Source organism: Kitasatospora sp. NPDC059577 (assembly GCF_042735475.1).
Classification (GTDB): domain Bacteria; phylum Actinomycetota; class Actinomycetes; order Streptomycetales; family Streptomycetaceae; genus Kitasatospora.
Genome location: NZ_JBHWBZ010000006.1, coordinates 30863 through 53022, shown reverse-complemented (window position 1 = coordinate 53022; position 22160 = coordinate 30863). Strand labels below are relative to the sequence as shown.

The 22160-nt window shown below is 74.2% G+C and carries 21 protein-coding genes and 1 riboswitch; of the genes, 9 read left to right on the top strand and 12 right to left on the bottom strand.

The window, feature by feature from the left end:
* Nucleotides 1-446: 446 nt before the first annotated feature.
* Entirely contained in the window at nucleotides 447-1199 is a 753-nt protein-coding gene (locus ACFV0O_RS08050; protein WP_360262175.1) for a methyltransferase domain-containing protein, read from the bottom strand.
* Between the two features lie 45 nt (nucleotides 1200-1244).
* Entirely contained in the window at nucleotides 1245-1820 is a 576-nt protein-coding gene (locus tag ACFV0O_RS08045; protein ID WP_380338284.1) for an SAV_6107 family HEPN domain-containing protein, read from the bottom strand.
* Nucleotides 1821-2398: 578 nt separating this feature from the next.
* On the opposite strand from ACFV0O_RS08045, the gene ACFV0O_RS08040 reads away from it, so the two are divergent.
* Nucleotides 2399-3019, top strand: a complete 621-nt coding sequence (locus tag ACFV0O_RS08040) for a DUF4126 domain-containing protein (protein ID WP_360262173.1) — start codon at nucleotides 2399-2401, stop codon at nucleotides 3017-3019.
* A 64-nt stretch (nucleotides 3020-3083) separates the two neighbouring features.
* Nucleotides 3084-4577, top strand: a complete 1494-nt coding sequence (locus tag ACFV0O_RS08035) for a phytoene desaturase family protein (RefSeq protein WP_380337939.1) — start codon at nucleotides 3084-3086, stop codon at nucleotides 4575-4577.
* Between the two features lie 50 nt (nucleotides 4578-4627).
* Here ACFV0O_RS08035 and ACFV0O_RS08030 read toward each other — a convergent pair whose 3' ends face one another.
* Nucleotides 4628-5503: a hypothetical protein gene (locus tag ACFV0O_RS08030; RefSeq protein WP_380337936.1), complete on the bottom strand. Its 876-nt coding sequence runs from the start codon at nucleotides 5501-5503 to the stop codon at nucleotides 4628-4630.
* Nucleotides 5504-5752: 249 nt separating this feature from the next.
* Nucleotides 5753-6667 carry a methylenetetrahydrofolate reductase [NAD(P)H] gene (metF, locus tag ACFV0O_RS08025; protein ID WP_380337933.1) on the bottom strand — a complete coding sequence of 305 codons (915 nt, stop codon included), beginning with the start codon at nucleotides 6665-6667 and terminating at the stop codon, nucleotides 5753-5755.
* 253 nt (nucleotides 6668-6920) lie between these two features.
* Here metF and ACFV0O_RS08020 point away from each other — a divergent pair, with 253 nt between their 5' ends.
* Nucleotides 6921-8036 carry a polyprenyl synthetase family protein gene (locus ACFV0O_RS08020; protein WP_360262169.1) on the top strand — a complete coding sequence of 372 codons (1116 nt, stop codon included), beginning with the start codon at nucleotides 6921-6923 and terminating at the stop codon, nucleotides 8034-8036.
* 21 nt (nucleotides 8037-8057) lie between these two features.
* Here the strand turns inward: ACFV0O_RS08020 and thiE are convergent, their stop codons facing one another.
* From thiE to ACFV0O_RS08005, 3 genes are read right to left on the bottom strand one after another with little or no spacing between them, the layout of a single operon-like run.
* On the bottom strand, nucleotides 8058-8708 hold the full coding sequence (thiE, locus tag ACFV0O_RS08015; RefSeq protein WP_380337930.1) for a thiamine phosphate synthase: 651 nt from the start codon (nucleotides 8706-8708) through the stop codon (nucleotides 8058-8060).
* Nucleotides 8708-9073, bottom strand: coding sequence for an Rv2175c family DNA-binding protein (locus ACFV0O_RS08010; RefSeq protein ID WP_360262167.1), 366 nt, complete (start codon nucleotides 9071-9073; stop codon nucleotides 8708-8710). The genes thiE and ACFV0O_RS08010 overlap by 1 nt, the downstream gene beginning before the upstream one ends.
* A gap of 42 nt (nucleotides 9074-9115) precedes the next feature.
* Nucleotides 9116-10324, bottom strand: a complete 1209-nt coding sequence (locus tag ACFV0O_RS08005; RefSeq protein ID WP_380337926.1) for an NAD(P)/FAD-dependent oxidoreductase — start codon at nucleotides 10322-10324, stop codon at nucleotides 9116-9118.
* A gap of 84 nt (nucleotides 10325-10408) precedes the next feature.
* A riboswitch (TPP riboswitch) is annotated at nucleotides 10409-10521 on the top strand.
* On the opposite strand from ACFV0O_RS08005, the gene thiO reads away from it, so the two are divergent.
* The 4 genes from thiO to pknB all read left to right on the top strand — a co-directional run bounded on the left by thiO (nucleotide 10516) and on the right by pknB (nucleotide 14705).
* Nucleotides 10516-11697, top strand: a complete 1182-nt coding sequence (gene thiO / locus ACFV0O_RS08000) for a glycine oxidase ThiO (protein WP_380337924.1) — start codon at nucleotides 10516-10518, stop codon at nucleotides 11695-11697. Its footprint overlaps the riboswitch before it by 6 nt.
* Nucleotides 11698-11762: 65 nt before the next feature.
* On the top strand, nucleotides 11763-11963 hold the full coding sequence (gene thiS, locus ACFV0O_RS07995; protein ID WP_380338281.1) for a sulfur carrier protein ThiS: 201 nt from the start codon (nucleotides 11763-11765) through the stop codon (nucleotides 11961-11963).
* Nucleotide 11964: 1 nt separating this feature from the next.
* Complete coding sequence (locus ACFV0O_RS07990) at nucleotides 11965-12762, top strand: thiazole synthase (RefSeq protein WP_360262163.1); 798 nt, start codon at nucleotides 11965-11967, stop codon at nucleotides 12760-12762.
* A 164-nt stretch (nucleotides 12763-12926) separates the two neighbouring features.
* Nucleotides 12927-14705 carry a Stk1 family PASTA domain-containing Ser/Thr kinase gene (gene pknB, locus ACFV0O_RS07985; RefSeq protein ID WP_380338279.1) on the top strand — a complete coding sequence of 593 codons (1779 nt, stop codon included), beginning with the start codon at nucleotides 12927-12929 and terminating at the stop codon, nucleotides 14703-14705.
* A 56-nt stretch (nucleotides 14706-14761) separates the two neighbouring features.
* Here the strand turns inward: pknB and ACFV0O_RS07980 are convergent, their stop codons facing one another.
* Nucleotides 14762-15391, bottom strand: a complete 630-nt coding sequence (locus ACFV0O_RS07980) for a sulfite oxidase-like oxidoreductase (RefSeq protein ID WP_360262162.1) — start codon at nucleotides 15389-15391, stop codon at nucleotides 14762-14764.
* Nucleotides 15392-15619: 228 nt separating this feature from the next.
* Between ACFV0O_RS07980 and bfr the strand changes: the two genes are divergently transcribed.
* On the top strand, nucleotides 15620-16099 hold the full coding sequence (gene bfr, locus ACFV0O_RS07975) for a bacterioferritin (protein ID WP_360262161.1): 480 nt from the start codon (nucleotides 15620-15622) through the stop codon (nucleotides 16097-16099).
* A 4-nt stretch (nucleotides 16100-16103) separates the two neighbouring features.
* Here the strand turns inward: bfr and ACFV0O_RS07970 are convergent, their stop codons facing one another.
* Both ACFV0O_RS07970 and ACFV0O_RS07965 read right to left on the bottom strand, forming a co-directional pair.
* Nucleotides 16104-16424, bottom strand: a complete 321-nt coding sequence (locus ACFV0O_RS07970) for a bacterioferritin-associated ferredoxin (protein ID WP_380337919.1) — start codon at nucleotides 16422-16424, stop codon at nucleotides 16104-16106.
* A gap of 175 nt (nucleotides 16425-16599) precedes the next feature.
* Nucleotides 16600-17949 (bottom strand): class II 3-deoxy-7-phosphoheptulonate synthase, encoded by a 1350-nt coding sequence (locus ACFV0O_RS07965; RefSeq protein ID WP_380337917.1) that lies wholly within the window; start codon nucleotides 17947-17949, stop codon nucleotides 16600-16602.
* 299 nt (nucleotides 17950-18248) lie between these two features.
* Between ACFV0O_RS07965 and ACFV0O_RS07960 the strand changes: the two genes are divergently transcribed.
* Nucleotides 18249-20186 carry an anthranilate synthase family protein gene (locus ACFV0O_RS07960; RefSeq protein WP_380337914.1) on the top strand — a complete coding sequence of 646 codons (1938 nt, stop codon included), beginning with the start codon at nucleotides 18249-18251 and terminating at the stop codon, nucleotides 20184-20186.
* Between the two features lie 59 nt (nucleotides 20187-20245).
* Here the strand turns inward: ACFV0O_RS07960 and ACFV0O_RS07955 are convergent, their stop codons facing one another.
* Both ACFV0O_RS07955 and macS read right to left on the bottom strand, forming a co-directional pair.
* The gene (locus ACFV0O_RS07955) at nucleotides 20246-20941 is read right to left on the bottom strand and encodes a response regulator transcription factor (RefSeq protein ID WP_360262157.1); all 696 of its coding nucleotides are present in this window, start codon (nucleotides 20939-20941) and stop codon (nucleotides 20246-20248) included.
* Nucleotides 20938-22152 (bottom strand): MacS family sensor histidine kinase, encoded by a 1215-nt coding sequence (gene macS, locus ACFV0O_RS07950; RefSeq protein WP_380337911.1) that lies wholly within the window; start codon nucleotides 22150-22152, stop codon nucleotides 20938-20940. The genes ACFV0O_RS07955 and macS overlap by 4 nt, the downstream gene beginning before the upstream one ends.
* Between the last annotated feature and the right edge of the window lie 8 nt (nucleotides 22153-22160).

Here is a 22160-nt window from a genome sequence, read left to right as displayed (position 1 = left end):
GACGCCTGTGCGGGGGACCCGGCCCGTGTCGTCCATATGCCCCACGCATCCGGCTGTCATGCTTTCCGGCTTTACCCAGATCATACGGTCCGTAGGCCCGTTACGGGGTGGTCTGCGCCGCGTGGGCCCAGCCACTTCGACCGGGCACGGCCGCACCGGTGTCAACGCGCCACGCCCCGGACAAGTGCCCGATCCGGTGGAATCAGTCCGGACCTGGGGACCTCCGCCTCGGGAGAACGGAAACCGGCCGGTCAGCCGGGCCCGGGAACGGGCGGGCGTCCGGAATGCGAACCGCCGCCGTACGGTGTGCGAACCGTACGGCGGCGAAGGTCTCGCGGAGGGTTCGCGAAGGCCCGGCGAGGGGCGGCTCCGGCGGGACCCGATCCGGACCCGATCCGAACTCGGGCCGGAACTCCCTCCGGACTCGGTCCGGGCTCGGTCCGGGTTCAGGCCAGGGTCGCCAGCAGGTGCAGCTGGGTCGCCACGGCGTGGAAGGCGGGCTGCTCGGCGGCGGCCTGCTCCAGCTTCAGCAGCGCCTCCAGCGCACCCGGCTCGGTGTCCACCAGCACCCCGGGGACCAGGTCGGCGAAGACCCGCACGCCGTGCACCGACTCCACCCGCAGGCCCGCGTCCTCGGCGAGCCGGCCCAGCTCGTCACCGGTGAAGCGGCGCGGCATCGGGTCCTGCTCGCCCCAGCGGCCGTCGGTGGCGGAGAGCACCGTCCGGGCCTCGGTGAAGTGGCCCGCCAGCGCGCGGGCCAGGACGGCGCCGTTGCGGTTGGCGGCCAGCAGGCTGACCAGCCCGCCCTTGCGCAGGGTGCCGGCCAGGCTGCCGAGCGCCTCCGCCGGGTCGTCCACGACCTCCAGCACGCCGTGGCAGAGCACCGCGTCCACGGTGCCGGGGGCGACGAGGTCGGGCAGTGTCTGGGTGTCGCCCTGGACGGCCCGGACCAGGTCCGTGACGCCGGCCTCGGCGGCCCGCCGCTCCAGGGCGAACAGCGCGTCCGGGCTCGGGTCGACCACGGTCACCCGGTGGCCGAGCTTGGCCACCGGCACGGCGAAGTTGCCCGTGCCGCCGCCGGTGTCGACCACGTCGAGCACCGGCTGGTCCAGCTCGGCCGCCCGCTTCTCGAGGGCTGCCCGCACCACCTCCCACACCACGGCGGTACGCAGGGCACTGCGGGGACGCGTCGGGTACAAGGTGGGACTCCTTGGCACGTGCAGTTCGATCAGGATGCCTCCACCTTAAGCCTGCCGGGTGGCCGGGTCGCTCGCGCCTGACGGCTCCTCGCCGTCCAGCGGCAACCGCGGTGCGGGCGGGACCGCCCGCAGGCCCAGCAGCCGCTCGACCAGGCGCAGGAACAGGGCGGAGTTGCGGATCAGGTCGTCGGCGTCGCGGGCCGACGCGGCGCCCCGGATCCCGGCCTCGGCGGCGGCCCGGCGGCGGGCGCCGGCACCGTAGTAGAGCGCCCACTCGGCGAGCTCCGGGGCGATCTCGGGCAGCACCTCCCAGGCACTGCGGATGGCCTTGCGCCGCCGCGGGTTCTTCTCCGGGCGGCCGCGCACCGCCAGGACGGCCGCCACCGTGCGCAGCGCCGCCAGGTGCGCGGTGGCGTACCGCTCCAGCGGGTCCTCCAGGGCGCGGGCCCGGGCGAGCGTGCGGTGGGCGTCGGTGAGCAGGTCGAGGGCGGCCGGCGGCGCGGCGACCCGGCGCAGCACGGGGTGGACGTCCCGGCCGGCGGGGCGCCCGCCCGACGGGTCCGGGATGTGCGGGAGGGCGGCGGAGTGGAGGCGGGCGGTGACGGGCTCCGGATGGCTGATGGTCATGGTCTCCCCCGTTCCGAGGCAGCGCGCGGACCGGGTGGTCCGTGCCCCTCCATCGTGACCGGCACCACTGACAATCCGTCCGTTCCGGGCGGGAGGCCCCGGAAAGCAGAGCGGCGGCGGGCGCGGGCCCTCCCCCGGACCGCGCCGCCGCCGTGTGCCGTCGCCTCCGCCGTTCCCCCCCACGGACGACGGTGGCGAACCTCCCCCGTGGCCGGTCTCCCCCCGGCCCGCTCCGCCGCCCCGTGTCGGCGGTGCGGGGACCGTGACCAGCCCCGTTGCGGATCTTCCGTCACCGCCCCGGGCCGTACGGCCCGGGGGGACGGAGGATCCGCCACCCGGGTGGGCCCGGCGCCCGACGCGCCGTTCCCTCCCGGGTGTCACCACTCTCCCGTCTCCGCAGGTCGGGGGCCATCCGCTGACGTACTCAACCGTGCATCTGAGTATCCGTACTCAGTGCCCCGGTGCTCCCCCGGCGGCGGAACCGACGGGGGCCCGCACGGCGTCCCGGGTCCGGGTACGGTACGGCGGGGCCGGGTGGAACCGGCCCGGGTTCTTGCGAGGAGGGGGAGGCCATGACGATCCTGCCGCTGATCTTCACCAGCGGACTGGCCAGCGGTATCAACGCCTACGCGGTGGTGCTGCTGCTCGGCCTGCTGGGCCGGTTCGCCGGCGCGGAGTCGGTGCCGCACGCGCTGGAGCGCACGGACGTGCTGATCGCGGCCGCCGTGCTGTTCGCGGTGGAGGCGGTGGCCGACAAGATCCCGTACGTGGACAGCGTCTGGGACGTCGTGCACACCGTGATCCGGCCGATCGCCGGCGCCACCGTGGGCGTGCTGATCGCGAGCAACGACCCCGGTTCGCTCAGCGAGGTCGCGGCCGGCGCGATGGGCGGCACGACGGCGCTGGTCAGCCATCTGGTGAAGGCCTCGCTGCGGATGGCCGTCAACACCTCGCCCGAGCCGGCCAGCAACATCGTGGTCAGCATGGCGGAGGACCTCTCGGTGGCCGGCCTGGTCACCCTGGCGATCTTCCACCCGTGGCTGGCCGCCTCGATCGCGGCCGTGGTCCTGGCCGTCGGGCTGCTGCTGGTGTGGCTGGCGATCAGCAAGATCCGCGCCTTCCGGGCCCGGCGCCGCGAGCGCAAGGCCGCCCGGGCCGCCGCCGGCGCGTACGCCGGACAGCCGGGGGTCTGACGGCAGCAGGCGGCCGGGGGCTGACCGCGGGCCGCGGCGTCCCGGGGTCCTAGGATCAGGACCCATGGCACGGATCGTCATCATCGGCGCAGGAATGAGCGGGCTCGCGGCGGCCTCCCGGCTGGCCACGCTCGGCCACCGGGTGACGGTCTGCGAGGCGGGCGGCACGTACGGGGGCATGGTCGGCCGGTACGAGCGGGACGGCTTCGCCTTCGACACCGGGCCCGGGCTGCTGGCCCTGCCCGCCGTCTACCGCGACCTCGCGCTGAAGACCGGCAAGGAGCCGCTGGAGCAGCTGGTCGAGCTGGCCCCGGTCGATCCGGAGAGCCGGCACGTCTTCGCCGACGGCACCGCCGTCGCACTGCCCAACGCCTCCCGAGGCGGCGTCAGCCAGGCCCTGGACGCGGCCTTCGGGGCCGGCTCCGGCGCCCGCTGGAGCGCGGTGATGAACCACGGCCGGACGGTCTGGGAGGCCACCCGCCGCCCGCTGCTGGAGGAGCCGCTCCCGTCGGACCCCGCGTTCCTGGGCACCGATCCGTACCCCGTCCCGCCGCGCACCGGCCTGGCCCGGCTGCGCCGCGCCGTCCCGTGGACCCTGCACGACGTGGCGGCGCGCCAGCTGGACGGACACCCCGGCCTGACCGCCCTGCTGTTCGAGTCCGCGGTCCGCTACGGCTTCGCCCCGGGCCGGGCCCCCGCCGGGGCGACCGTGCTGCCGTACATGGAGCAGTCCTTCGGCGTCTGGTACGTCCGGGGCGGCCTGCGCGCCCTGGCGGAGGCGGTGTTCCGGCGCTGCGAGCTGCGCAAGGTCGAGTTCCGCTTCGACACCCCCGTCACCCGGGTCGTCGTGGAGGACGGCCGGGCGCGCGGCGTCGAGACCGCGGCCGGCCGGATCGACGCCGACCTGGTGCTCTCCGCGATGGACGCCGGTGCGCTGTTCGGCGGCGGCCTGGCGCAGTGGCCGGGGAAGCCGGCCGAGGAGTGGCGTCCGTCGGGAGCGCCCGGCCGGTTCGGCGTGCTGCTCGCCCTGCGCGGCCCTCGTCCCGCGGGCACGGCGCACCGGACCGTGGTGCACGCTCCCGACCTCGCCGCCGAGGAGCGGTCGCTGACCGGCCGGGGCCCGCTCTGCGAGCGCCCCACCGTGCAGGTGCTGCGCCCGGACGACCCCGCGCTGCGACCCGACGACGCGCACGAGAGCGTGGTGCTGACCGCGACCGTCCCGGCCCAGGGCGAGGTCGACTGGACCGCCCCCGGTGTCGCCGACCGCTACGCCGACCTGCTGCTCGCCCACGTCGACGCGGCCGGCGCCGGCCTGCGCGAGCGGGTGCTGTGGCGGGTCGTGCGCACCCCGGAGGACACCCGCCGGGAGACCGGCGCCCCGGGCGGCTCGGTCGCCCTGCCCGTGCTCGCCGGAGCCGACGGCGACTGGCTGAAGGCCGCCAACGAGACGCCCGTCCCCGGTCTCTACCTCATCGGCGGCACCGCCCATCCCGGCGGCGGACTGGCCCGCGTCGGCATGTCGGCCTGCATCGCCGCCGGCCTGGTCGGCCCCGCCTAGGACGCGGGCCGGGCGGGCGGCGGTGCGCCGGCCTCCGCCCGCCGGGCGCGTCAGCCCTGGTGCCAGGTGTTCTGCTGCTGGTAGCCGTAGGTCTGGTCGTACGCCTGCTGCTGCGGGATGCCCTGGGCGTTCGGGTCCGGCTGGGGCTGCCACTGCTCCTGGTGCTGCTGCTGGTACCCCTGGGTGTTCGGGTCCCAGGCCTGCTGGTGTTGCTGGTGCTGCTGGTAGCCCGCGTACTGGTCGTGCTGCCCGCCCTGCTGCTGGTAGCCGTACGGGTCCTGCTGCTGGTCCTGCTGCGGGTAGGCGCCGTAGGACTGGTCGTAGGCGAAGGCGGGCTGCTGCGCGGTCTGCCACTGCTGCTGGTCGTAGCCGCCCTGGTAGGCGGTGCCGTACGGGTCCTGGGCCTGCTGCTGCGGCTGCTGCTCGTAGTACCCGGGGGCGTAGATGCCGTCCTGGGCGAGCTCCTGCATCTCGAAGGCGGCGGTCTGCTCGACCTCCGGCACCTCCTGCGACACCGGCGCCGGCGGGACGGCCGGGGTCTCCTCGACGGCGCTGACCTCGCCGATCCGCTCCGCCGCGACCGCGACGGCCGCCACCGCGGCCCCGCCGCCGGTGAGGGCGCCGAGCAGCGGCACCTTGGCGAGCGGGCCCGGCAGACTGCCGTCGGCCTTCCGCAGGGACCAGCCGTCCTGGTGGCCGCGCTTGACCGAGAGCGTCACGAAGGTCTGGCCGAGCGCGAACAGCGCCGCACCGGCCCCGATCACCACGACCGACCCCAGGCCCATCCCGACGGCCACGCCCAGGAAGCCGACCAGGGCCAGGGCCCGCCAGTGCACCGGCGCCCGGTTCTGCAGCAGTACCTCGGCGACCAGCCAGAGCGCCACCACCGCCAACGCGGCGTACAGCAGCAGGTATCCGATGCCCATCCGCCCGCTACCTCCAGTCGCGTGCCCGCGCGTCCACGCCGCGCGTGTCCGGCGACTGTACCGGTTCAACGGCCGGGGTACCGCATCGCGTTCCCGCCGCACCCGGCACCGGCCGCACACGACCGAGCCCGTCACCGTCGGTACGGTGGCGGGCTCGTGAACGTCCGGCGTCAGCGCGGCGTTCGGAAGGACCACCCGTCGGCCGGACAGCCTGCGGGAAGGCCCGCCGGCCGGGCGCCGGGCGGCCGCTCAGCGCTGGTGCAGCCCCAGGTTCTGGTAGATCTCCAGGGTCGCCGTCGAGTGGTTCAGCGTGATGAAGTGCAGGCCGGGCGCGCCCTCGGCGAGCAGGCGCTCGGCCATCGCCGTGGCGTGCTCCATGCCGACGGCCCGCAGCGCCGCCGGGTCGTCGATGGCGGCCCGCAGGCGGGCCTCCAGGTCGGCGGGGAAGGCCGAGCCGCTGAGCTGCGGGAAGCGCTCCAGCTGCTTGGCGTTGGTGACCGGCATGATCTCCGGGATGATCGGCGTCTCGCAGCCGGCGGCGGTCACCCGGTCGCGCAGCCGCAGGTAGTCGTCCACCTCGAAGAACATCTGGGTGATCGCGTAGTCGGCGCCGGAGCGGATCTTCGCCACGAAGTGCCGGATGTCGTCGTCCCAGTCCGTCGAGCGCGGGTGCATGTTCGGCGAGGCGGCGACGCCGACGCAGAAGTCACCGATGCCCTTGATCAGCTCCACCAGCTCGTAGGCGTAGGTGACGCCCTCCGGGTGACTGACCCACTCGCCCATCGGGTCGCCGGGCGGGTCGCCCCGGACGGCGAGGACGTTGCGCACGCCCTGGTCCGCGTACTGGCCGATGATGTTGCGCAGCTCCGCGATCGAGTGGTCGACGGCGGTCAGGTGGGCGACCGGGGTCAGCGTGGTCTCGGTGGCGATCCGGCCGACCATGTTGACCGTGCGCTCGCGCGAGGAGCCGCCCGCCCCGTACGTCATGCAGACGAAGTTCGGGTCGAGCGGTTCGAGTCGACGGATGGCGTCCCAGAGCTTCTGCTCACCGGCCTCGGTGCGCGGCGGCATGAACTCGAAGGAGAAGGAGCGCTTGCCGGCCGCCAGGAGCTCGCGGACGGTCAGTGCGCGGTCCGTTCTCGTGGAAGCGATTCCGAGTGCCATGCTGGCAGGCTATCGGGCCTCCGACGAGGCCGGACAACTCGATTCCACGGATTGAGACAACTGGCGGACGGCATTCCGGTTGGTCCCGGGCAACTCCGCTGCAACTCGGCGGCAACTGCACGGCACCCCCGCGGCAACCGCCCGACACCCCGGGCGCCGCCCCCTCCGACCACCCCCGCGGGCCCGCTCGCACGCCCGTTCCCAGCCACCCAGCTACGCTTGCTGCACCCCAGAGAACCAGCGGAGCCCCATCGTGATCTCGTCCAGCACCCGGCCGGCCAACCCCATTGACGTGGAGGACGTCCGCACACGCGTCAACGCCGCGCTCGCCGCGTTCATGGACGGCCAGTCCGCGCTGCTCGGCACGATCTCGCCGCAACTGGTGCCGGCCGCCGACGCCCTGCGCGACTTCCTGCTGGACGGCGGCAAGCGGCTGCGCCCGGCCTTCTGCTACTGGGGCTGGCGCGCCGCCGGCGGCCCGGCCGAGGGCTCCGCCGGCGACGGGATCGCCAACGCGGCCGGCGCCCTGGAGCTGCTCCAGGCGAGCGCCCTGGTGCACGACGACCTGATGGACCGCAGCGACACCCGCCGCGGCCTGCCCTCGGTCCACCGCCGCTTCGAGGCGCTGCACCGCGACAGCGGCTGGCGCGGCGACCGGGAGCAGTACGGCGCCTCGGCCGCCGTCCTGCTCGGCGACCTGCTGCTGATCTGGTGCGACGAGCTGTTCCTGCGCTCCGGCCTGGAGCCGGCCGCCGTACTGGCCGCCAAGCCGGTGTTCGACCTGATGCGCACCGAGGTCATGCTCGGCCAGTACCTGGACGTGCTGGAGCCGGTGGCCGGCGACTCGACGGACGAGGGCGCGCTGGACCGGGCGCGGACCGTGCTGCACTACAAGTCGGCGAAGTACACGATCGAGCGACCCCTGCAGGTCGGCGCGCTGCTGGCCGGGGCCGGGCCGGAGCTGGTCGGGGCCCTCGGGGCGTTCGGGCTGCCGCTGGGCGAGGCCTTCCAGCTGCGGGACGACCTGCTCGGCGTCTTCGGGGACCCGGCGGTCACCGGCAAGCCGGCCGGCGACGACCTGCGCGAGGGCAAGCGCACCCTGCTGGTCGCCCACGCGATGCGCGGCCTGTCCGCCGCCGACGCCCGGCACCTGGACGAGCGGCTCGGCGCGCCGGACCTGGCGCCCGAGGAGGTCGCCGGGCTGCGCGAGCTGGTCGCCCGCAGCGGCGCGCCCGAGCTGGTGGAGCACCGCATCGAGGAGCTGATGCGGCAGTCGCTGGCCGCGCTGGAGGCGGCGCCGCTGGCGGACGAGCGGGCCCGCGGGGTGCTGCTGGCGCTGGCCGAGGCCGCCACCGTCCGCAAGTACTGAGGACGGCGGCGGCCCCCGGGATCAGCTGGAACGCACCCGGCGGGACAGCTCGGCGGCGGCTGCCCGCGGGTCGGCCGCGGCGGTGATGGCCCGGACCACGACGATCCGGCGGGCGCCGGCGGCCAGCACCTCGTCCAGGTTGCCGAGGTCGATCCCGCCGATGGCGAACCACGGCCGGTCGCCGGCCTGCTTCGCCGCGTACGAGACCAGGCCGAGGCCCGGCGCCGGGCGGCCCGGCTTGGTCGGGGTCGGCCAGACCGGTCCGGTGCAGAAGTAGTCCACCCCGGGTTCGACGGCCGCCGCGTCCACCTCGGACTCGGCGTGGCAGGACCGGCCGATCAGGACGTCCTCGCCGAGGATCGCCCGGGCGGCCGGCACCGGCAGGTCGTCCTGGCCGAGGTGCAGCACGTCCGGCCGGGCCGCGTGCGCGACGTCGGCACGGTCGTTGACGGCCAGCAGCTTGCCGTGGCGGCGGCAGGCGTCGGCGAAGACCTCCAGGGCCTCCAGCTCCTGCTTGGCCTCCAGGCCCTTGTCGCGCAGCTGGACGATGTCCACCCCGCCCGCCAGCGCCGCGTCGAGGAACTCGGCGAGGTCGCCCTGCTCCCGACGGGCGTCGGTGCACAGGTAGAGGCGCGCGTCCGCCAGGCGAGCGCGCGGCGTGTCCGCCGCCATCAGATCAGCATCGCCTGGGCGCGGCGCTTGACCTCGGTGCCGCGGTTCTCGCGCAGCGCCTGGATCGGGCTGCCGGGCAGCGACGGGTCCTCGGTGAAGAGCCACTCCAGGATCTCCACGTCGTCGTACCCGCAGTCCCGCAGGACGGTCAGGGTGCCGGACAGGTGCTTGACCAGCCCGGGGCCGTCGATGAACGCCGCAGGGACCTGCAGCGACTTGTTCGGGCCGCGCCGGACGGCGATCAGGCCGCCGTTCTTGACCAGGTCACGCACCTCGGTGACCCGGACCCCCCACTGCTCCGAGATGTCGGGCAGGTACATCCACTCGGTGACCAGGGATTCAATCTTGCTTTCGATCTCACTCACGCCACCAGACTGCCACCTCCACGGCCCACCGCGCACCAGGCGCTACCCGGCGACGGCCGACTTCAGCGGCACCGCCGGGTCCGCCGCGCGGGCCGGATCCAGGGCCGTGCCGCGCTCGATCAGCTTCCGCCCCTGGGTGAGGTCGCGTGGCCGGTCCACCGTCAGCAACGCACTCGGCACCCCGTCGCGCAGCCAGAGCACCGCCCACGAGGCGTCCTGCGGGCCGCCGCGCCACAGCGGCTCGTCGCCCTCGGCGTGCCGGCCCGCGTACTGCACCATCCGCCCGAACTGCTCCGACCAGAAGTACGGCACCGGGTCGTACGGCGGTGCGTCCGTGCCGAGGACGGCGGCGGCCACCGCCTCGCCGGACTGCAGCGCGTGGTCCCAGTGCTGGACGGCCAGCCGGGCACCGGCCCGGACCGAGGGGTAACTGACGCAGTCGCCGGCCGCGAAGACGCCGGGCAGGGAGGTACGCAGCCGCGCGTCCACCACGACGGCGCCGGCGCCGTCCAGCTCGATCCCGGAACCCGCCAGCCACGCGGTCGCGGGCCGGGCGCCGACACCGACGACCACCTCGTCGGCCGGCAGGTGCGAGCCGTCCGCCAGCAGCACCGCGCCGGGCTCGACGGCGGCCACCCCGACCCCGCAGCGCAGGTCGACGCCGGCCTCGGCGTACCAGGCGGCCATCGCCGAGCCGACCCCGGTCGGCAGCGCGCCGGGCAGCGGCGCCGGGCCCGCCTCGACCACGGTCACCTCGCAGCCCGCCTCGCGGGCCGCGGTGGACACCTCGGCGCCGATCCAGCCCGCGCCGACCAGCACCAGCCGCAGACCGGGCCGCAGCAGCGCGCGCAGCGCCAGGGCGTCGTCCAGGGTGTGCAGCAGGTGCGCGCGCTCGGCGCCGGGCAGGGCCCGCGGGACGGCGCCGGTGGCGATCACCAGCGAGCCGTACGGGAGGTCGCCGTCGTCGGTGTGCAGCACGCCGGGGGTGAGGCCGATGGCCCGGCGGCCGGTGAGCACCTCGACGCCGAGATGCGCGTAGTCGATGTCCAGGGTGGTGCTGTCGCTCTTGCCGAGCAGCACGTCCTTGGAGAGCGGAGGCCGGTCGTACGGCGCGTGCGGCTCCTCGCCGACCAGCGTGATCCGCCCGCGCCAGCCGCCCTGCCGCAGTTTGAGGGCGCACTGCGCCCCGGCCAGCCCGGCCCCGACGACGACCACCCGATCCGTTCCGCTCAGCTCTGCCACGCCCGTCACTGTACTCAGCGCCGGGCTGCCGCCCGGGGGCCGTCCACCCTTCGTACGGCCCTTCGGCCCGGCCGGGCCCCGGCGTTATGGTGGGGGCACCATCACGGGAGCCCGGCGAACCGGGCTGAGAGGCGGGCTGGCACGGCCCGCGACCGTCCGAACCTGATCCGGGTCATACCGGCGAAGGGAGAGGAGCAGCTTTGACACGCTTGCCATCAGGCGCCCACGCCGACGTCCTGGTGATCGGCGGAGGCATCATCGGCCTCGCCGTCGCCTGGCGGGCGGCGCAGCGCGGGCTGCGGACCCTCGTGGTCGACCCCGACCCCGGCGGCGGGGCGGCCAGGGTCGCGGCCGGGATGCTCGCCCCGGTCACCGAGCTCCAGTACGGCGAGGAGCCGCTGCTGCGCCTCGGCATGGCCTCCAACGAACGCTACGCGGCCTTCGCCGCCGAACTCACCGAGGCGAGCGGCGGCGCGGACACCGGCTACCGCGCCTGCGGCACGATCGCCGTCGCGCTGGACTCCGACGACCGCGAGGAACTGCGCGAACTGCACGCCTTCCACCGGCGGCTGGGCCTGGACTCGACGTGGCTGACCGGCCGGGAGGCCCGCAAGCTGGAGCCGATGCTCGCCCCCGGTGTGCGCGGCGGCCTGCACGTCGCGGACGACCACCAGGTGGACGGCCGGCGGATGCTCACCGCGCTGCTGCTCGCCGGGGAGCGCGCGGGCGTCACCGTCCGGCCCGCCGAGGCGGTGGAGCTGCTGGTCGAGGGCGGCCGCGCAGTCGGCGCCCGGCTGGGCACCGGGGAGCGGGTGACCGCCGACCGGGTCGTGCTCGCCGCCGGGCCGCACAGCCACCGGCTGGCCGGCCTTCCGGAGGGCGTGCTGCCCGCGGTCCGCCCGGTGAAGGGGCAGGTGCTGCGCCTGCGGATCCCCGCCGCCTACCGGCCGTTCCTCTCCCGCAACGTCCGTGCCGTGGTGCGCGGCGGGCACATCTACCTGGTGCCCCGGGAGAACGGCGAGCTGGTGATCGGCGCGACCACCGAGGAACAGGGCTACGACACCACGGTCACCGCCGGCGGGGTGTACGAACTCCTGCGCGACGCACATGAGTTGGTCCCCGGCATCACCGAACTCCCGCTCGTGGAGACCTCGGCGGGCCTGCGCCCCGGCTCACCCGACAACGCGCCGCTGCTCGGCCCGACCGCGCTCCCCGGGCTGGTCGCCGCCACCGGCCACCACCGCAACGGCGTGCTGCTCGCCCCGGTGACCGCCGACGTGCTCGCCGAGTACCTGGCCACCGGCGAACTCCCGCCACTGGCACAGCCGTTCACCCCCACCCGGTTCTCCCCCGACCGCTCCACCACGAAGGCCCTGGCATGACCGAGACCACCCCCACCGACACCGCGCCGGCCGAGAGCACGCAGGCCGGATCCGCGCCGACCGAGATCGCCCTGAGCGTCAACGGCGAGCCCCGCACGGTGGCCGCCACGACCACCCTCGCCGCACTGGTCGCCACCGTGAGTCGCGCCAACACCGGCGTCGCCGCCGCCCTCAACGAGGCCGTGGTCCCCCGCAGTTCGTGGCCCGGGACGCCGCTGAACGCGGGCGACCGGATCGAGATCCTCACCGCCGTCCAGGGAGGCTGAGATGGCCGACGACCTGCTGACCATCGCCGGGACGACCTTCTCCTCCCGGCTGATCATGGGCACCGGCGGCGCGCCGAGCCTGGAGGTCCTGGAGCGCGCGCTGCTCGCCTCCGGCACCGAGCTGACCACCGTCGCGATGCGCCGGGTCGACGCCGGCACCCAGGGATCCGTCCTGGACGTGCTCACCCGCAACGGCATCCGCGTCCTGCCCAACACGGCCGGCTGCTTCACCGCCGGCGAGGCCGTGCTGACGGCCCGGCTGGCCCGCGAGGCGCTCGGCACCGACTGGGTGAAGCTGGAGGTGATCGCCGACGAGCGGACCCTCCTGCCGGACCCGATCGAGCTGCTGGACGCCGCCGAGACCCTGGTCGACGACGGCTTCACGGTCCTGCCGTACACCAACGACGACCCGGTGCTGGCCCGCAAGTTGGAGGATGTCGGCTGCGCCGCGATCATGCCGCTGGGCTCACCGATCGGCTCCGGTCTCGGCATCCGCAACCCGCACAACTTCCAGCTGATCGTGGAGAGCGCGAGCGTCCCGGTGATCCTGGACGCGGGCGCCGGCACCGCCTCCGACGTCGCGCTGGCGATGGAACTCGGCTGCTCCGCCGTGATGCTGGCCTCCGCGGTGACCCGGGCGCAGGACCCGGTGCTGATGGCCGAGGCGATGCGGCACGCCGCCGAGGCGGGCCGGCTCGCCCACCGGGCCGGCCGCATCCCGCGCCGCTTCCACGCCGAGGCGTCGTCCGCGATGGCCGGCCGGGCGGACCTGGACACCCGGGAACTCCCCGCGTTCTGAGGGTCCGTCGCCGCACTCCCGCCCGTGGGCCCGTCACCGGGGATCCGGGGACGCCCCCCCTGCGGCGGGGTCCGAGGCGTGTCACAAGCCGGGCACAGCCGGGCCCGGGGGCGGTGTCCCCGGGCCCGGCCGGCGGGCCCGGCACTAGACTCGCCCGAGTGGACATGGCACTGCACGACCCCCTGATCGGCACCCTGCTCGACAACCGGTACCAGGTCGAGCAGCGCATCGCCACCGGCGGGATGTCCACCGTCTACAAGGGCACCGACACCCGGCTCGACCGGGTCGTCGCCCTCAAGGTGATGCACCCCGCCCTGGCCGGGGACGAGGGCTTCACCGCCCGCTTCATCCGCGAGGCCAAGGCGGTCGCCAAGCTCACCCACCCCAACGTGGTCAACGTCTTCGACCAGGGCGCGGACGGCGGAAACGTCTTCCTCGCCATGGAGTACGTGCCCGGCCGCACCCTGCGCGACCTGCTGCGCGACCGCGGCGCACTCTCCGTCCGGGCCGCCCTGGACGTCCTGGAACCGGTGCTCGCCGCCCTCGGCGCCGCCCACCGGGCCGGTCTGGTGCACCGGGACGTCAAGCCGGAGAACGTGCTGATCACCGAGAGCGGCCTGGTCAAGGTCGCCGACTTCGGCCTGGTCCGGGTGCTCGGCGCCGCCGACGGCGCACCCACCTCGACCAGCACCGCCACCGGCGGCACGGTCATGGGCACCGTCTCCTACCTCGCCCCCGAGCAGATCCTCCCGGACGCCCCCACCGACCAGCGGGTCGACGTCTACGCGTCCGGCATCCTGCTCTACGAGATGCTCACCGGCCGCCGTCCGCACACCGGCGACAACCCCGTCCAGGTCATGTACAAGCACCTGCACGAGGACGTCCCCGCCCCCTCCCTGATCGCCCCCGCGGTCGGCCCCGAACTGGACGCCATCGTGGCCGGCGCCTGCGCCCGGGTCGCCGACGCCCGCCCGTACGACGCGGTGGAGCTGCTCGCCGCGGTCCAGCGGGTCCGCCGCACCCTCACCCCGGCCGAGCTGGACGCCGAGCCGCCGGCCTCCTCCCGGCCCAGCCCGCGCTACCCGACCAGCGAGCCGACCTCGGTGATCCAGCCGCTGCCGCAGCCCGCCGACGCCCCTCCGACGGAGCGCACCAGCGTGCTGGACGTGCCGCCGGAGCTGATGGACCAGCTGCTCACCGAGCCGCGCCCGTACGACGAACCGGCCCCGGCGCGCGAGCGCCGGCCCGGCCTGCTGCGCCGGGTCCCGCGCAAGGCGCTGATCTGGGCCGCGGCGCTGACCGCGCTGGTGCTGGCGGTCGGCGGCGCCACCTACGGCCTGTCCGAGGGGCTGTACGGCCCGGTGCCCGGGGTGCTCGGCAAGGACCGGGCCGAGGCGCAGCGGATCCTGGACAAGGAGGGCCTGCACGGCAGGTTCGTCGAGGCGTTCAGCGAGTCCGTGCCGTCCGGACAGGTGATCTCCACCGACCCCGGGGTCGGCGCGCGCACCCGCCGGAGCGACACGATCACCGTCACCGTCTCCAAGGGGCCCAGGCGGATCGCGGTGCCCGACCTCGTCGGCAAGAGCGCCGCCGACGCCGCCGCGGCCCTGGCCGGCGCCCAGCTGACCAGGGGCACCGTGACCGAGACCTACGACGACGGCGTCCCGGAGGGCTCGGTGATCAGCAGCTCGCCGGCGGCCGGGCAGCAACTGCAGGAGAACGCCGCGGTCTCGCTGGTGGTCAGCAAGGGCATGGTGCCGGTCCCGAACGTCACCGGGATGACCAAGGACGAGGCGCAGAAGGCGCTGCAGGCCGCGGGCTTCACGATGCAGACCACCGGCTGGGACGTGTTCGGCGCGGTCAAGGTGAACGGCCAGTCCCCGGCGGCCGGTGAGCGGCGGCCGCAGCGCAGCGCGGTCACGGTCAGGTTCTCGCTCTTCTAGCCGCGTCCGACGCCCGGGCCCGGGCCCGGCGCCGCGCGGAAAGTCCGGCGGCGGCCTCAGCGCAGCGGGCCCTCGCCCGGCTCCTCCTGGTAGGAGTAGCGCTGCTCGCGCCAGGGGTCGGCGAGGTTGTGGTAGCCGCGCTCCTCCCAGAAGCCGCGCCGGTCGGCCCGCATGTACTCCACCGCACGGACCCACTTGGGACCCTTCCAGGCGTACAGCTGCGGCACCACCAGCCGGACCGGGAAGCCGTGCTCGGCGGTCAGCGCCTCGCCGTTGCGGTGGGTGGCGAGCAGGGTGCGCGGGTCGGCGAAGTCGGCGAGCCGCAGGTTGGCGCTGTAGCCGTACTCCGCCCAGACCATCACGTGGGTGACGCCGGGGGCCGGGGGCACCAGGTCGAGCACGGCGGCGGCCGACACGCCCGTCCACTCGTTGCCGAGCACGGAGAACTTGGTCACGCAGTGCAGGTCGGCGACGACGGTGGTGCGCGGCAGGGCGCTGAAGGCCCCGAAGTCCCAGCTGTGCTTCTCCGCCGAGGCGGTGGCGCCGAACACCTGGAGATCCCAGGTCAGCGGCTTGAAGCGGGGCACCGGGCCGTAGTGCAGGGCGGGCCAGCCGCGCTGTGCGCGCTGGCCCGGGGGGAGCCTCGGGTCAGACGGCGGCAGCGGTTCGTGTGTGGACTGACCCATGGATCCATGGTGACAGACGGCGGACGAGCCCCGGCACGCGCCCCTTGGCGTGGGTTCACGCCCCGCTCGTACGGGCCAACGGTCGATCGCTCACCGAGCAACTTCCGCCCAAATCGGATATTCCGACACATGTCCTAGTGAGTGTGAACTTACTGGAATTCCTTCCCGCCACGGTGCCAGGATGCGCAGCGCAGGACCCACCCCAGGACGAGCGCAGGAGGCACCGCCATGCAGGGCGATCCCGAGGTCATCGAGTTCCTCAACGAGCAGCTCACCGCCGAGCTGACCGCGATCAACCAGTACTTCCTGCACGCCAAGATGCAGGAGAACTTCGGCTGGACGAAGCTCGCCAAGTACACCCGGCACGAGTCCTTCGACGAGATGAAGCACGCCGAGACGCTCACCGACCGGATCCTGTTCCTGGAGGGGCTTCCCAACTACCAGCGGCTCTTCCACGTCCGGATCGGCCAGACGGTCAAGGAGATGTTCGAGGCCGACCGCCAGGTCGAGGTCGAGGCGATCGACCGGCTCAAGCGCGGGATCGTGGTGATGCGGGCCAAGAACGACGTGACCTCGGCGAACATCTTCGAGGACATCCTGGCCGACGAGGAGCACCACATCGACTACCTGGACACCCAGCTGGAACTCCTGGAGAAGCTCGGCGAGCCGCTCTACCTGGCCCAGCTCATCGAGCAGCCGGAGTCCTGAGGCCTCAGGCCACGCGCAGCGGGAGCACCGGCGCGATCGGGGCCGTCGGAACCGCCCCGGGCGCCGGGGCGGCCGGGGCCGGGTCCGCCGCCGCTCCCCCCGGCTGCGGCTCCGCTTCGGCGAGGCCGAGCTTCGCCGCCAGCCGGGCGGTCGGGCAGGGCCGGGCGCCGTGCTCGCCGAGCAGCGCCTGGATCCGGCGCACGCAGGACCCGCAGTCGGTGCCGGCCTTGCAGCCCTTCGCTATCTGGCGGGGGGTGCCGGCACCCCCGTCGATCGCCTTCTTCACCTGGTCCTCGGTGACCGCATGACACATGCACACGTACATCGCGGTATCTCCCGGGGTGAAGCGGAGTGGATCTTGACTAAGGCTTGCCTTAGCTCACTAAGCCTCACCTTACCCGGCGATCCGGGTACGAAAAAGCCCCTCCGGGCTCGGGAACCCCGAATCCGGAGGGGCTTTCGTCACATTCGGCCCGCGCGGGGCCGGCCGTGCGCGGGGCTCACTGCCCCCGGTACATCTCGGCGACCAGGAAGGCCAGGTCCAGCGACTGGCTGCGGTTGAGCCGCGGGTCGCAGGCCGTCTCGTAGCGCTGGTGCAGGTCGTCCACCATGACCTCGTCGCCGCCGCCGACGCACTCGGTGACGTCGTCGCCGGTCAGCTCCACGTGGATGCCGCCCGGGTGGGTGCCGAGCGCGCGGTGCACCTCGAAGAAGCCCTTGACCTCGTCCAGGACGTCGTCGAAGCGGCGGGTCTTGTGGCCGCTGGAGGCCTCGAAGGTGTTGCCGTGCATCGGGTCGCAGATCCACACCGGCTTGGCGCCGGAGGCGGTGACCTTCTCCACCAGGGCGGGCAGGTGCTCGCGGATCTTGCCCGCACCCATCCGGGTGATGAAGGTCAGGCGGCCGGGCTCGCGCTCCGGGTCCAGCTTCTCGATCAGGGCGAGCGCCTCGTCCACCGAGGTGGTCGGGCCGAGCTTGACGCCGATCGGGTTGCGGACCTTCGAGGCGAACTCGATGTGCGCGTGGTCCAGCTGCCGGGTGCGCTCGCCGATCCACACCATGTGGCCGGAGACGTCGTACAGCTCGCCGGTACGCGAGTCCACGCGGGTCAGCGCGGTCTCGTAGTCGAGGATCAGCGCCTCGTGCGAGGAGAAGAACTCGACCGTCTTGAACTCCTCCGGCGCGACACCGCAGGCGTTCATGAACGCCAGCGCGTTGTCGATCTCCCGGGCGAGCTGCTCGTAGCGCTGGCCGGCCGGCGAGTTGCGGACGAAGTCCTGGTTCCACGCGTGCACCTGGCGCAGGTCGGCGTAACCACCGGTGGTGAACGCGCGCACCAGGTTGAGCGTCGCGGCGGACGCGTTGTACATCCGCTTCAGGCGCTCCGGGTCCGGGTTGCGGGACTCGGGGGTGAACTCGAAACCGTTCACCGAGTCGCCCCGGTAGACCGGCAGGGTCACGCCGTTGCGGGTCTCGGTCGCCTTGGAGCGCGGCTTCGAGTACTGGCCGGCGATCCGGCCGACCTTCACCACCGGCACCGAGGCCGCGTACGTCAGCACGGCGGCCATCTGGAGCAGGGTCTTCAGCTTGTTGCGGATGTGCTCCGCCGAGACACCGTCGAAGGCCTCGGCGCAGTCACCGCCCTGGAGGAGGAAGGCCTCCCCGCGCGCCACGGCTCCGAGCCGGGCGCGCAGCTGGTCGCACTCGCCGGCGAAGACGAGCGGCGGATACGAGGCGAGCTCGGCAAGGGTCTTGCGCAGAGCCTCTTGGTCCGGCCATTCAGGCTGCTGCGCCGCGGGCAGGGACTGCCAGGAGTGGGCAGCCCTCGATGTCTCAGTCGTAGCGGTCACACGGCCAAGGCTACGGGGTGGCACGAGCGATTCGTGACCATTGCCCGAGGGGTGAGACACATCTCGGACAAAGGCGTGACGCCGCTCACCCGTCCTGCCGGATCCGCTACGCTCGACCCATGCACGCGCCCCACAACCACTCCTGGTGGTGGGCCTCCTCCAAGGGTGGCCCACCGATCGCGCGTTCCTAGACGAACACGACGGCCGCCCCTCGGGGCGGCCGTCGGCGTCTGAGCAGACGGCCCTCCGGGAGCGGACCCAGCACCGCCCTCGCCATCCACCCGGAAGGAAGCCGCACCGTGACCACCGTCACCGACCTGCTCACCCGTCTCACCGCCCCCGGCGCCCCCGCCTTCGCCCTGCTGCACCGCCGCACCCCCCGGCTCGCCCCGGACACCGTCGAGGTGCTGCTGGGCACCGTCGACAGCTACCGGCGCCTCGCCGACCTCCCGGTGCGCAGCGGCGTCCCGGCCGGCGGCACCCCGGTGCACGACCTGCTCGCGCTCGTCCCGTACCGGCAGATCCGCGAGCGCGGCTTCGAGGCGCACGACGACGGCACCCCGCTGCAGGCCCTCGCGGTGGCTGAACAGCACGTCCTCCCCTTGGCCGAATTCACGTCCGCCCTACCGCAGTTGCCGGTCTCACTTGCCGGTGGCGCGTTCGACGTGGACGACGATTCGTACGCCTCGATCGTCCGCCGGGTGATCGAGGACGAGATCGGCAACGGCGAGGGCGCCAACTTCGTGATCCGGCGCGACTTCCACGCCACCCTCGACGACTTCGACCCGGCCCTCGCGCTGACCCTCTTCCGACGGCTGCTGGAGCAGGAACGCGGCGCCTACTGGACCTTCCTGGTGCACACCGGCGAACGGGTCCTGGTCGGCGCCTCCCCCGAGGTGCACGTCCGCCAGAGCGGCGGCACCGTCGTGATGAACCCGATCTCCGGCACCTACCGCTATCCGGCGGGCGGCTCCGACATCGACTCACTGCTCCGGTTCCTGCACGACCCCAAGGAGTTGGAGGAACTCACCATGGTCGTGGACGAGGAGCTCAAGATGATGTGCACGGTCGGCGACCTCGGCGGCCAGGTGCTCGGGCCCCGGCTCAAGGAGATGGCCCACCTCGCCCACACCGAGTACGAACTGCGCGGCCGCACCTCGCTGGACGTCCGCGACGTGCTCCGCGAAACGATGTTCGCCGCCACCGTCACCGGCAGCCCGGTCGAGAACGCCACCCGGGTCATCAACCGGTACGAACCCACCGGGCGCGGCTACTACTCCGGCGCGCTCGCCCTGATCGGACGCTCCGCCAGCGGCGGGCAGCTGCTGGACTCGCCGATCTGCATCCGCACCGCCGACATCGACCCGGCCACCGGCCGGCTCGTCGTCCGGGTCGGCGCCACCCTGGTGCGCCACTCCGTGCCGGAGTCCGAGGTCGCCGAGACCCACGCCAAGGCCGCCGGGGTGCTCACCGCGATCGGCGCCCGGCCCGCGCCCGCCCGGCTCCCCCACCCCACCGGCCCCCGGCTCGCCGACGACCACCGGGTGCAGGCCGCGCTCGACGCCCGCCGGGCCGGCCTCGCACCGTTCTGGCTGCGGATGCAGACGCCGGCCCTCGTCACCGAGACCGAGCCGGCCCTGGTCGTGGACGGCGAGGACACCTTCACCTCGATGCTCGCCCACCTGCTCGGCTCGCTCGGCCACCGGGTGACGGTCGTCCGCTACGACGAGCCCGGGCTGCGCGCACTCGTCGCGGCGCACCCCGGTCCGCTGGTGCTCGGCCCCGGCCCCGGCGACCCGGCGCTCGCCGACGACCCCAAGATGGCCGTGCTGCGACCGATCGTCGCGGACTCCCTGGCCGCCGCCCGCTCCGGCGCCCGGACCGCACCGCTGCTCGCGGTCTGCCTCAGCCACCAGTTGCTCTCCGCCGAACTCGGGCTGGCGCTGGGCCGCAAGGCCGTCCCGTACCAGGGGGCGCAGGAGACCATCGACCTGTTCGGCACCAAGCGGACGGTCGGGTTCTACAACACCTTCACCGCGCGCTGCTCGGAGGCCGACGCGGCCCGGCTCGCCGCCGTGGGCGTCGAGGTCGCCCGGGACGCCGCCACCGGCGACGTCCACGCCCTGCGCGGGCCCGGCTTCGCCGGCCTCCAGTTCCACCCCGAGTCGGTGCTCACCCGCGAGGGCGTGGACATCGTGGCGGGCCTGCTGCGCGAGGCGGCGCCGGTCCGCCGCTGAACGGTCGGGGCACGACGGGTCGACGGCGTCCCGGGCGGTTCGCGACCGCCCGGGCCCCGTCAGATCTCGTCGTCCAGGCCCTGCTCGATCGCGTACCGGACCAGCTCCACCCGGTTGTGCAGCTGCAGCTTCCCGAGCGTGTTCTGGACGTGGTTCTGCACCGTGCGGTGCGACAGCACCAGCCGGTCGGCGATCTGGCGGTACGACAGGCCCTTGGCCACCAGCCGCAGCACCTCGGTCTCCCGGGCGGTCAGCTGCGGGGCCGCGGGCGCCGACGCCGGGGCCGGCTCGGTGGCCAGCCGGCGGAACTCGCCGAGCACCAGCCCGGCCAGGCCCGGGGTGAAGACCGCGTCGCCGACGGCCGTCCGGAGCACCGCGTTCAGCAGCTCCTCCCGTCCGGCGGACTTCACCAGGTACCCGGTCGCACCGGACTTCACCGCCTCCAGCACGTCCTGGTGCTCCCCGCTGGCCGACAGCACCAGCACCCGCACCGCCGGGTCGTGCGCGACCACCTGGCGGCACACCTCGGCACCGGGCAGCGCGGGCAGGTTGAGGTCCAGCACGATGACCTGCGGCGAGCAGGCGCGGGCGCGGCGCACGGCCTCCTCGCCGTCGCCCGCCGTGGCCACCACGTCCAGCCCGGCCTCGGCGAGGTCGCGCGAGACCGCGTCCCGCCACATCGGGTGGTCGTCCACCACCATCACCCGCACCGGCCGGTCGGTGGTCGGCTGATCGGTCATCAGCTGGTCTGTCATTGAGTGGCCTTCCTCGGGACCCGCAGTTCGACCTCGACGCCCTCACCGGGCGCCGAGTACAGCTCGGCCGTGCCGCCGAGGTCCAGCAGCCGGCCGCGGATGGACTGGGAGACGCCGAGCCGTCCGGCCAGCTCCGCCTCGCCGAGCCGGCCCGGGGCGAAGCCGGGGCCGTCGTCGCGGATGCTGACCGTGACGGCCTCCGGCTCGTCCTCGACCAGGATCCAGGCCCGGGCCCCCTCCCCGGCGTGCCGGCGGACGTTGTCGACGGCCGCGCCGACCGCCGCGGCGAGCTCGCCGACCGCCGGGGCGGGCAGCAGCACCGGGGTGCCGGGCGCGGAGAGCGTGATCCGCTCGTCGGCGTACGGGCGCAGCAGCGCGGTGAGGTCGCGCGGTTCGGCGGCGTCGGGCTCCGGCAGGCGCTGGGCCGGGATCGGACCACCGGTCATCAGGGTCCGCAGCGCCCGCTCCTGCTCACCCGCCAGGCGGCCCAGTTCGGCGAAGTCCGCGCCGCCGGCGGCGCCGCCCGTCCCCCCGCCCAGCTCCGAGCCGCGCCGCTGGACCAGCGCCAGCACCTGCAGCACGCCGTCGTGGATGTCCCGGGAGAGCCGCTCGCGCTCCCGGGTGGCCGCCTCGACCTGGAGCGCCCGGGTGAGCGTGGCCTCACTGGCCCGGGCCAGCTCGATCACGTAGCCGATCGCGCACCCGGCGACCATCAGCAGCACGATGTTGTGGATGTTGTCGCCGGTCGGCCCGCCGTGGCCGAGGATGTTGGCGACGCCGATCACCGAACCGGTGGCCGCCGCCGGCCGCCAGCCGCCCTTGGCGGCGCAGCCGAGCACCGTGCCCGCGGCCCAGATGGTGGGCAGGGTCGGCGCGCCGTGGCTGATCCGGGCCGGGGCGTCGGTCAGGCCGCTCATCACGATGCCGGTGACGGCGAGGGTGAGGTCGACGCCCAGGACGTACCAGGTGCAGCGCTGCGGGTTGGCGAAGGCCCGGGTGGTGGCGAGGGTCCAGAGGGTGAGCGCGCCCAGGAAGATCCAGCCCGCCACCGGGTGCAGGAAGTGCAGGTACGAGTTGAAGTACCGGAGCAGGGCGTAGATCAGGGCCAGCATCCGGAAGTAGGAGATGGCCTTCCACAGCGGGAGCTCGACGGACATGCCGCCGGCCGCCACCGTCCCGCCCACCGCGCCGGCTCTGCCGCCGTCCGTCATCCGCCCCT

Bases quoted from the DNA above. Each gene is read 5' to 3' on its own strand.
- ACFV0O_RS08040 (WP_360262173.1), top strand. From the start codon at position 2,399: ATGACGATCCTGCCGCTGATCTTCACCAGCGGACTGGCCAGCGGTATC.
- ACFV0O_RS08035 (WP_380337939.1), top strand. From the start codon at position 3,084: ATGGCACGGATCGTCATCATCGGCGCAGGAATGAGCGGGCTCGCGGCG.
- ACFV0O_RS08030 (WP_380337936.1), bottom strand. From the start codon at position 5,503: ATGGGCATCGGATACCTGCTGCTGTACGCCGCGTTGGCGGTGGTGGCG.
- metF (WP_380337933.1), bottom strand. From the start codon at position 6,667: ATGGCACTCGGAATCGCTTCCACGAGAACGGACCGCGCACTGACCGTC.
- thiE (WP_380337930.1), bottom strand. From the start codon at position 8,708: ATGGCGGCGGACACGCCGCGCGCTCGCCTGGCGGACGCGCGCCTCTAC.
- ACFV0O_RS07990 (WP_360262163.1), top strand. From the start codon at position 11,965: ATGGCCGACGACCTGCTGACCATCGCCGGGACGACCTTCTCCTCCCGG.
- pknB (WP_380338279.1), top strand. From the start codon at position 12,927: ATGGCACTGCACGACCCCCTGATCGGCACCCTGCTCGACAACCGGTAC.
- ACFV0O_RS07980 (WP_360262162.1), bottom strand. From the start codon at position 15,391: ATGGGTCAGTCCACACACGAACCGCTGCCGCCGTCTGACCCGAGGCTC.
- bfr (WP_360262161.1), top strand. From the start codon at position 15,620: ATGCAGGGCGATCCCGAGGTCATCGAGTTCCTCAACGAGCAGCTCACC.
- ACFV0O_RS07970 (WP_380337919.1), bottom strand. From the start codon at position 16,424: ATGTACGTGTGCATGTGTCATGCGGTCACCGAGGACCAGGTGAAGAAG.
- ACFV0O_RS07955 (WP_360262157.1), bottom strand. From the start codon at position 20,941: ATGACAGACCAGCTGATGACCGATCAGCCGACCACCGACCGGCCGGTG.
- macS (WP_380337911.1), bottom strand. From the start codon at position 22,152: ATGACGGACGGCGGCAGAGCCGGCGCGGTGGGCGGGACGGTGGCGGCC.